Here is a 7,526-nt window from a genome sequence, read left to right as displayed (position 1 = left end):
GTCGAGGTGGCCCTGGTGGCCCGCGGGGTGCTGGAGGATTACGGCCTGGTCGCCTGGCCGAAGACGTCGGGGTCGCGAGGCTTTCACATCTACGCCCGGATAGCCCCGCGCTGGGAGTTCCGGCAGGTGCGGCTGGCCGCCCAGACCGTGGCCCGCGAGGTCGAGCGGCGGGTGCCCGACGCGGCGACCAGCCGCTGGTGGAAGGAGGAGCGCGAGGGGGTGTTCGTCGATTTCAACCAGAACGCCAAGGACCGCACGGTCGCGTCGGCGTACTCGGTCCGCGCGACCCCGGACGCACGGGTGTCGACGCCGCTGCTGTGGGAGGAAGTCGCCGGCTGCAGGCCAGAGGCGTTCACCATCGAGACCGTGCCCCGCCGGTTCGCCGACATGGGTGATCCGTGGGAGGGGATGGACGACGCGGTCGGCGACCTGGATCGGCTGCTGATGCTGGCCGAGGAGATGGGGCCGCCCGAGCGGGCGCCCAAAGGTTCGGGGACGCGCACCGAAAGCGGGCGGGTCTCGTCCAAGCCGCTCGTCGAGATCGCCCGCACCAAGACCAAGGACGAGGCGCTCGCCGCGCTGGACACCTGGCGCGGCCGCCACCCCGCCGCGGCGCGCCTGCTGCAGCCGGCAGACGTCCTGGTCGACGGCATGCGCGGGCCGAGTTCGATCTGGTACCGCATCCGGATCAACCTGCAGCACGTCCCCGCCGGCCAGCGACCGCCGCAGGAGGAGCTGATCGCCGACTACAGCCCCTGGGAAGGTTACGGGGGCAAGCAGAGGCCGTGAGGCTCCGCTACACCCCGACCCGCGCCACGGCGTTGCCTTTGCGCAGGTAGCAGTACCAGGTGACCACCAGCAGGGCCAGGAAGAACCCCACGTAAAACCGCAGCGCCGGCTCGATGCTGCCGAACTGCGACCTCGACCAGGCGTAGGCCAGCGGCACGACGAACCCGCCGAAGGCGCCGACGGCCGAGATGACGCCGAGCGCGCCCGCCGCCTGGCGGCGCATGTGCACCATCGTTTCCGGGTCGCCGCCCGCGAGCTGACCCTTGATGACGAAGATCCGCGAGATCATCCGGTACGTCGAACCGTTGCCGACGCCGGTCGCGACGAACAGGAACATGAAGCTGGCGAAGAACATCGGCAGGTTCTTGGCGTTCACCGACCACAGCGCGGCCGAGGCCCCCGCCGCGAGCATGACGAAGCTGGCGGCGGTGATGCGCGCCCCGCCCACCCGGTCGGCCAGCTTGCCGCCCAGGGGCCGGATGACCGAGCCGATACCGGCACCGAGGAACGCCCAGGTCAAGGCGATATCACCCCGGCCGAACACCGTCTTGAGCAGGGTCGGAAAGGCCGCCGAGTAGCCGATGAACGATCCGAACGTGCCGATGTAGAGCAGCGACATGACCCAGGTGTCGGGGTGCCGCAGCGACTGCCACACCGGCTTCACGTCCGCCTTCGCCTCCGACAGGTTGTTCATGAACAGGAATGCGCATACGGCGGCCACCACGGCCAGCGGCACGTAGAACAGCCCGGCGCGTGACAGCGCCACCCCGCCCCCGGCGACGACGATGGGCGGGATGATCTTCTGCACCACCGCGACGCCGATGTTGCCGCCGGCGGCGTTCAGGCCCAGCGCCCACCCCTTGTCCTTCTCCGGATAGAAGAAGGAGATGTTGGCCATCGACGAGGCGAAGTTGCCGCCGCCGAAGCCGGCGGTCGCGGCGATCGCGACCAGAACGCCGAACGAGAGCCCGGGATGCCCGACCGCCCAGGCCAGCAGCCCGCACGGGATCAGCAGCAACGCCGCCGAGATGGTGGTCCAGTTGCGGCCGCCGAAGATCGGCACCGCAAAGGTGTAGGGCAGGCGCAGGAACGCGCCGACCCCGCTGGGCACGGCGACCAGGCACAGGGCCTGGCTCGCGGTCAGCGCCCAGCCGGACGCGGACGGGTGGCCGTGCGGCCCCGCGGTCATCTGGACCACCACGATGCTCCACAACATCCAGACGCTGAACCCGACGTGCTCGGCGAAGATCGAGAAGATCAGGTTGCGCCGGGCGATCGGCCTGCCCGTCGTCTCCCAGAACTCGGGGTCCTCGGGCCGCCAGTCGTCGATCCAGTGCCCGCCCCGGTGCGGCGGGCGCGTGGGCGCGGGCGCAAGGACGGTAGTCGTCGGCTCCGCGGAGGTCGTCGTAGTCACGCCCCGACGCTATGGAAGGTCTGTTACCGGCCTGCTTGGGCGCAGTTACGTCGGAGATACGTGGATCTCGCAACGGCCGGTCGCCGCTTGTCAGATCTTTTTGGCCGCCCGATGCGGGAGAATTGCCACATGCCGGCGACTGACCAGCCCCTGGGGCTGCGGGAACGCAAGAAGATCAAGACCCGCCATGCCCTGCGGCGCGAGGCGTTCCGCCTCTTCGACGCGAACGGCTACGCCGCCACCACCGTCGAGCAGATCGCCGAGGCCGCCGAGGTGTCGCCCAGCACATTCTTCCGGTACTTCGGATCCAAGGAGTCGCTGCTGCTGGCCGACGACCTCGATCCGCTGATACTGGCCGCGTTCGACGCCCAGCCGCCCGAACTGTCGCCCAGCCAGGCCATTCGGCGGGCCTACGCGACCACGATGGCCGGCCTGTCTGCCGAGCAGCTGGAGTTCGAGAACACCCGGCAACGGCTGATCTTCTCCATACCCGAGCTCAAGGCCGCCCTCTACGACGAGTACCACCGCACCGTGAACGTCATGGCGGAGGCGATCGGGCGCCGGATCGGCCGTGCTGCAAGCGATTTCGAAGTGCGGGTGTTCGTGGGTGCGATGGTCGGCGCCATGATGGCGGCGTACGACAGCGCGCCGAAGACGGCCGACACCATCTATCGAGCGCTGGACTTCCTGGACGCCGGCATGCCGCTGGGCTGAGCGGGCAACCGCGCGGCGACGGGCGTCGCGGGCACCGGACGCGCTAATCTCACGCGATGCGACAGGGTTGGAATCGCCGGGGATTCTTGCAGCTCGCAGGGGCTGCGACGGTCGCCGCGGTCGCCGGGGCTCCCGCCGCGTGCTCGTCACGCAAGCCGTCGTCGGATGGCTCCGGCGGCAAATCGGTGACCATCGACCATCTCTTCGGTCAGACCGTGATCAAGGAACCGCCCAAGCGGGTGGTCAGCGCCGGCTACACCGAGCAGGACGACCTGCTCGCGGTCGGCGTGGTGCCCATCGCCGTCACCAACTGGTTCGGTGATCAGCCGTTCGCGGTGTGGCCGTGGGCCCAGCCGAAGCTCGGTGGGGCGCAGCCGGTGGTGCTGAACCTCGACAACGGGATTCCGGTCGACCAGATCGCCGGCCTCAAACCGGACCTGATCGTGGCCACCAACGCCGGGGTGGACGCCGACACCTATCAGAAGCTGTCCGCGATCGCCCCGACCGTTCCGCAGTCGGACGGCGACGCCTTCTTCGAGCCGTGGAAGGAGCAGGCCACCGCGATCGGCCGGGCGGTGTTTCAGGCCGACCAGATGAAGTCGCTGATCGACGCCGTCGACCAGAAGTTCACCGCCGTCGGCAAGGACCACCCGGCTTGGACGGGGAAGAAGGCGTTGCTGATGCAGGGCACACTCTGGCAGGGCACCGTCGTCGCGACCATGGCCGGCTGGCGCACGGACTTCCTGAACCAGATGGGGCTCGTGATCGCCGACAGCATCAGGCCTTTCGGCACGGACCACCGCGCGGTCATCCCGCGCGACCACGTCAGGGCGGTGCTCGACTCCGCCGACGTGATCATCTGGACCACCGAGAGCCCCGACGATCAGAAGGCGTTGCTCGCCGACCCCGACGTGGCCGCGTCCCAGGCGACCGCGCAGAGCCGGCACATTTTCACCACCAAGGATCAGGCCGGCGCGATCGCGTTCTCCTCGCCGCTGAGCTACCCGCTGGTGGCCGATCAGCTGCCCCCGCTGATCGGCAGAATCCTCGGTTAGACGCCGGCCGCGCCTGCGGCGTTTGAGCGTTTGCTAAGGCAGCTCTGGCAGTGTTCGAAAATCCGTCGCTCGCCCCTCGCCCGCTCCGAGCCGGCGGGGTTACCGTCGAGTAATGAGCGTGACGGACCTGGCGGGCAACGTGTCCAAGGACCTGCCGACCGAGTGGGTCGGCAACACGGTGCTGGACTTCGGCGACAGTGCGCTGATGCTGCAATGTGGCAGCACCGCCGAGGTATTGGCGTGGGCGGCGCAGTTGCGCGCCGCGGCGTTGCCGGGTGTCGTCGACGTCGTCCCCGCCGCCCGGACGGTCCTGGTCCGGCTTGACGGCCCCCGCTTCCAGGGCGTGATCCGTCAGCGGCTGCGCAAGATGCGAGTCACCGCCGAGGAGTCCGCCGAGCCGGATCGGCGTGCCGACGTGGTCATCGACGTCGCGTACGACGGACCCGACCTCGCAGAGGTCGCGGGTCACACCGGGCTGACCGTCGCGCAGGTGATCGAGGCCCACACGGGCGGACTGTGGCGCGTCGGATTCAGCGGGTTCGCACCGGGTTTCGCATATCTGGTCGACGGCGACGCGCGCCTGCGGGTGCCGCGTCGCTCGGAGCCCCGCACGTCGGTTCCGGCCGGCGCGGTCGGCCTGGCCGGGGAGTTCAGCGCCGTCTACCCGCGCCAGTCGCCGGGCGGCTGGCAGCTCATCGGCCGCACCGACGCGGTCCTGTGGGATCTCGAACGGCCCGAGCCGGCGCTGCTGACGCAGGGCATGTGGGTTCAGTTCCGGGCCGTCTGAGTTAAGGAGATCGTGGTGCCATCCCTGGAGATCCTTCGCACCGGACCACTCGCCGTCGTCCAGGATCTGGGCCGGCCCGGGCTGGCCCACCTGGGAGTGAGCCGGTCGGGCGCCGCCGACCGGCGCGCGCACCAGCTGGCTAACCGGCTGGTGGCCAACCCCGGTGATCGCGCCACCATCGAGGTGACGTTCGGCGGTTTCGCGGCCCGGGTGCGCGGCGGCGACATCGACATCGCGGTGACGGGCGCCGACACCGACCCGACCGTCGATGGAATCAAGTTCGGCACCAACAGCATTCAGCACGTCCGCGACGGCCAGGTGATCGCGCTCGGCACGCCGCGCGCCGGGCTGCGGACCTACCTCGCGGTGCGGGGCGGCATCGCCGTGCAGCCGGTGTTGGGATCGCGCAGCTATGACGTGATGTCGGCTATCGGCCCCGCCCCACTGCGGGCTGGAGACCGGCTTCCCGTCGGCGAGCACACCCGCGACTACCCCGAACTCGAGCAGGCCCCGGTGGCCGCGATCCCCGGCGACGCGGTCGAGCTGGGCGTGGTGCCCGGGCCGCGCGACGATTGGTTCGCCGACCCCGATGCTCTGGTGCACAACAATTGGGTCGCCTCCGACCGCAGCGACCGCGTGGGCATGCGATTGGTCGGCCGTCCCCTGCAGTACCGTTACCCGGACCGGCAGCTGCCCAGCGAGGGCACCACGCGTGGCGCAATTCAGGTGCCGCCCAACGGATTACCCGTGATTCTTGGCCCCGACCACCCGGTGACCGGAGGTTACCCGGTGGTCGGCGTGGTGATCGACGAGGACATCGACAAGATCGCCCAGGTGCGTCCCGGGCAGTCGGTTCGCCTGCACTGGTCGCGCCCGAGGGTGCTGGTGGCCGCCCAGGCGCCGGCCGCCGGCGCCGGCTGGCCGTTTTCCTGACCGTGATGTATTCCAGCTCACACAGAGCCGCGTGCCGGGCTCGAATCACCGCTAATCGGCGGTGATTTCGCGGCCTGACGCCCTACAGGTACTTACCAGATAACTGGTAATCAACTAACAGGCGATTCCGGGTCGTTTGAGTTGACCCATTCCCGCCCCGAATGTGAACATCGAAATGCACGGCGGGGCATGCCTCTTCATTCTCTGCGCCCAGATTTCCCCCCGCTGCGCCGGTGAGCGACGACACCTGGCGCGGATAAAGCCGAATGCGCCGGTGAGTGGGCCCGACGGGAGGGAAAGTTATGCACGCCAGGTTGCGCGGCACCATGAGCGCCGGCGGCGCCCCGTCAACCCAACGCGCACAGTCGGATTCATCGTTGACGAAAGGTGAGAATCGGATGGCCCGCAATCACCGCATCGCGGACTGGAATCCGGAAGACACGGCTGCCTGGGAGGCCGGCAACGCCAAGATCGCCCGCCGCAACCTGTTGTGCACCGTCGCAGGCGATCACGTCGCCTTCTCGATCTGGACGCTGTGGCCCGTCATGGCGCTGTTCATGCCCGAGCACGTCTACGGCTTCTCCGCCGGTGACAAGCTGCTGCTCGGCGCCGTCGCAACCCTGGTCGGCGGCCTGGCCCGGATCCCCTACACGCTGGGCATCGCCGCCTTCGGCGGCCGCAACTGGACCGCCTTCTCGGCGTTCGTGCTGCTGATCCCGACGGCAGGCACGATCGTGTTGTTGGCCAATCCGGGCCTGCCGCTGTGGCCGTTCGTGGTGTGCGCCGCGCTGACCGGGCTGGGCGGCGGCAACTACGCGGCCTCGCTCGCCAACGTCAACGCCTTCTACCCGCAGCGGCTCAAAGGGTCGGCGCTGGCCGTCAACGCCGGCGTCGGCAACCTCGGGGTGGCGGTGATCCAGCTCGTCGGGCTGTTGGTGCTCGCCACGGCGGGACACGAGGCGCCGTACTGGGTGTGCGCGGTCTACCTGGTGATGCTCGCGGCGGTCGGGGTCGCGGCGGCGCTCCTGATGGACAACGTCGGCCACGGCACCGAGCTCAACACGATGCGCTCGATCCTTTTCGAGCGCGACACCTACGTGATCTCGCTCCTCTACATCTGCACCTTCGGTTCCTGGATCGGGTTCGCGTTCGCCTTCGGCCAGGTGATGCAGGTCAACTTTCTGGCCAACGGCGAAACGGCCAAACACGCGGCGCTGCACGCCGCGCAGGTGGCCTTCATAGGGCCGCTGCTGGGCTCGCTGGCCCGGATCTACGGCGGCCGGTTGGCCGACCGCAAGGGCGGCAGCCGGGTCACGCTCGGTGTGCTCGCCGGCATGACCCTGGCCGCCGGATTGCTCGTCGTCATCAGCACGTTCGACGACCACAACGGCGGGGGTCGCTCGACCAGCATGGTCGGCTACGTCGCCGGGTTCATGGTGCTGTTCGTCCTGTCCGGGATGGGCAACGGCTCGGTGTTCAAGCTCATCCCGTCGGTCTACGAGGCGCGCAGCCGGGAGCTCGCGATGGGTGAGGCGGAGCGCAGGCACTGGGCGCGCGCCAGGGCGGGATCGCTGATCGGCGTCTGCTCGGCGGTCGGCGCGCTCGGCGGCGTGGGCATCAACCTCGCGCTGCGCCAGTCCTACCTCGCCACCGGGACGGAGACGTCCGCGTATTGGGCGTTCCTCGGTTCCTACGTGTTGGCCGGACTCGTCACCTGGCTGGTGTACGCGCGCCGTCCGGCGCTGCCCGTCGACGCGGGCAGTGAGACGGCAGCCGCGCTGGCCCGCGTGTGAGCGCAGCCTCATTGTGGGCAATGCGCAAGCAATTGCCGGGT

Annotated in this window: 7 protein-coding genes; 6 read left to right on the top strand and 1 reads right to left on the bottom strand. The window is 69.4% G+C overall.

Going from position 1 to position 7,526, the window contains the following annotated elements:
• On the top strand, positions 1-789 hold a 789-nt coding region (locus A5691_RS26295), incomplete at its 5' end, for a DNA primase small subunit domain-containing protein (protein ID WP_369807391.1).
• A 7-nt stretch (positions 790-796) separates the two neighbouring features.
• Here A5691_RS26295 and A5691_RS26290 read toward each other — a convergent pair.
• A complete protein-coding gene (locus tag A5691_RS26290) occupies positions 797-2,203 on the bottom strand; it encodes an MFS transporter (protein WP_067779176.1) in 1,407 nt (468 codons plus the stop codon).
• A gap of 129 nt (positions 2,204-2,332) precedes the next feature.
• Here A5691_RS26290 and A5691_RS26285 point away from each other — a divergent pair, with 129 nt between their 5' ends.
• From A5691_RS26285 to A5691_RS26265, 5 genes are all read left to right on the top strand, one after another.
• On the top strand, positions 2,333-2,917 hold the full coding sequence (locus A5691_RS26285) for a TetR family transcriptional regulator (RefSeq protein ID WP_067749776.1): 585 nt from the start codon (positions 2,333-2,335) through the stop codon (positions 2,915-2,917).
• A 56-nt stretch (positions 2,918-2,973) separates the two neighbouring features.
• Positions 2,974-3,972, top strand: coding sequence for an ABC transporter substrate-binding protein (locus A5691_RS26280; protein ID WP_067779173.1), 999 nt, complete (start codon positions 2,974-2,976; stop codon positions 3,970-3,972).
• A 112-nt stretch (positions 3,973-4,084) separates the two neighbouring features.
• The gene (locus A5691_RS26275) at positions 4,085-4,759 is read left to right on the top strand and encodes an allophanate hydrolase subunit 1 (RefSeq protein ID WP_067779170.1); all 675 of its coding nucleotides are present in this window, start codon (positions 4,085-4,087) and stop codon (positions 4,757-4,759) included.
• 15 nt (positions 4,760-4,774) lie between these two features.
• Positions 4,775-5,692 (top strand): 5-oxoprolinase/urea amidolyase family protein, encoded by a 918-nt coding sequence (locus tag A5691_RS26270; RefSeq protein WP_068017447.1) that lies wholly within the window; start codon positions 4,775-4,777, stop codon positions 5,690-5,692.
• Between the two features lie 398 nt (positions 5,693-6,090).
• Positions 6,091-7,485 carry an MFS transporter gene (locus A5691_RS26265; protein WP_068017444.1) on the top strand — a complete coding sequence of 465 codons (1,395 nt, stop codon included), beginning with the start codon at positions 6,091-6,093 and terminating at the stop codon, positions 7,483-7,485.
• Positions 7,486-7,526 lie beyond the last annotated feature (41 nt).

It is taken from the genome of Mycobacterium sp. E183 (genome assembly GCF_001667735.1).
Lineage (GTDB): Bacteria > Actinomycetota > Actinomycetes > Mycobacteriales > Mycobacteriaceae > Mycobacterium.
This window is presented reverse-complemented; position numbering and strand designations above follow the sequence as displayed.

Bases quoted from the DNA above. Each gene is read 5' to 3' on its own strand.
- A5691_RS26265 (WP_068017444.1), top strand. From the start codon at position 6,091: ATGGCCCGCAATCACCGCATCGCGGACTGGAATCCGGAAGACACGGCT.
- A5691_RS26280 (WP_067779173.1), top strand. From the start codon at position 2,974: ATGCGACAGGGTTGGAATCGCCGGGGATTCTTGCAGCTCGCAGGGGCT.
- A5691_RS26275 (WP_067779170.1), top strand. From the start codon at position 4,085: ATGAGCGTGACGGACCTGGCGGGCAACGTGTCCAAGGACCTGCCGACC.
- A5691_RS26285 (WP_067749776.1), top strand. From the start codon at position 2,333: ATGCCGGCGACTGACCAGCCCCTGGGGCTGCGGGAACGCAAGAAGATC.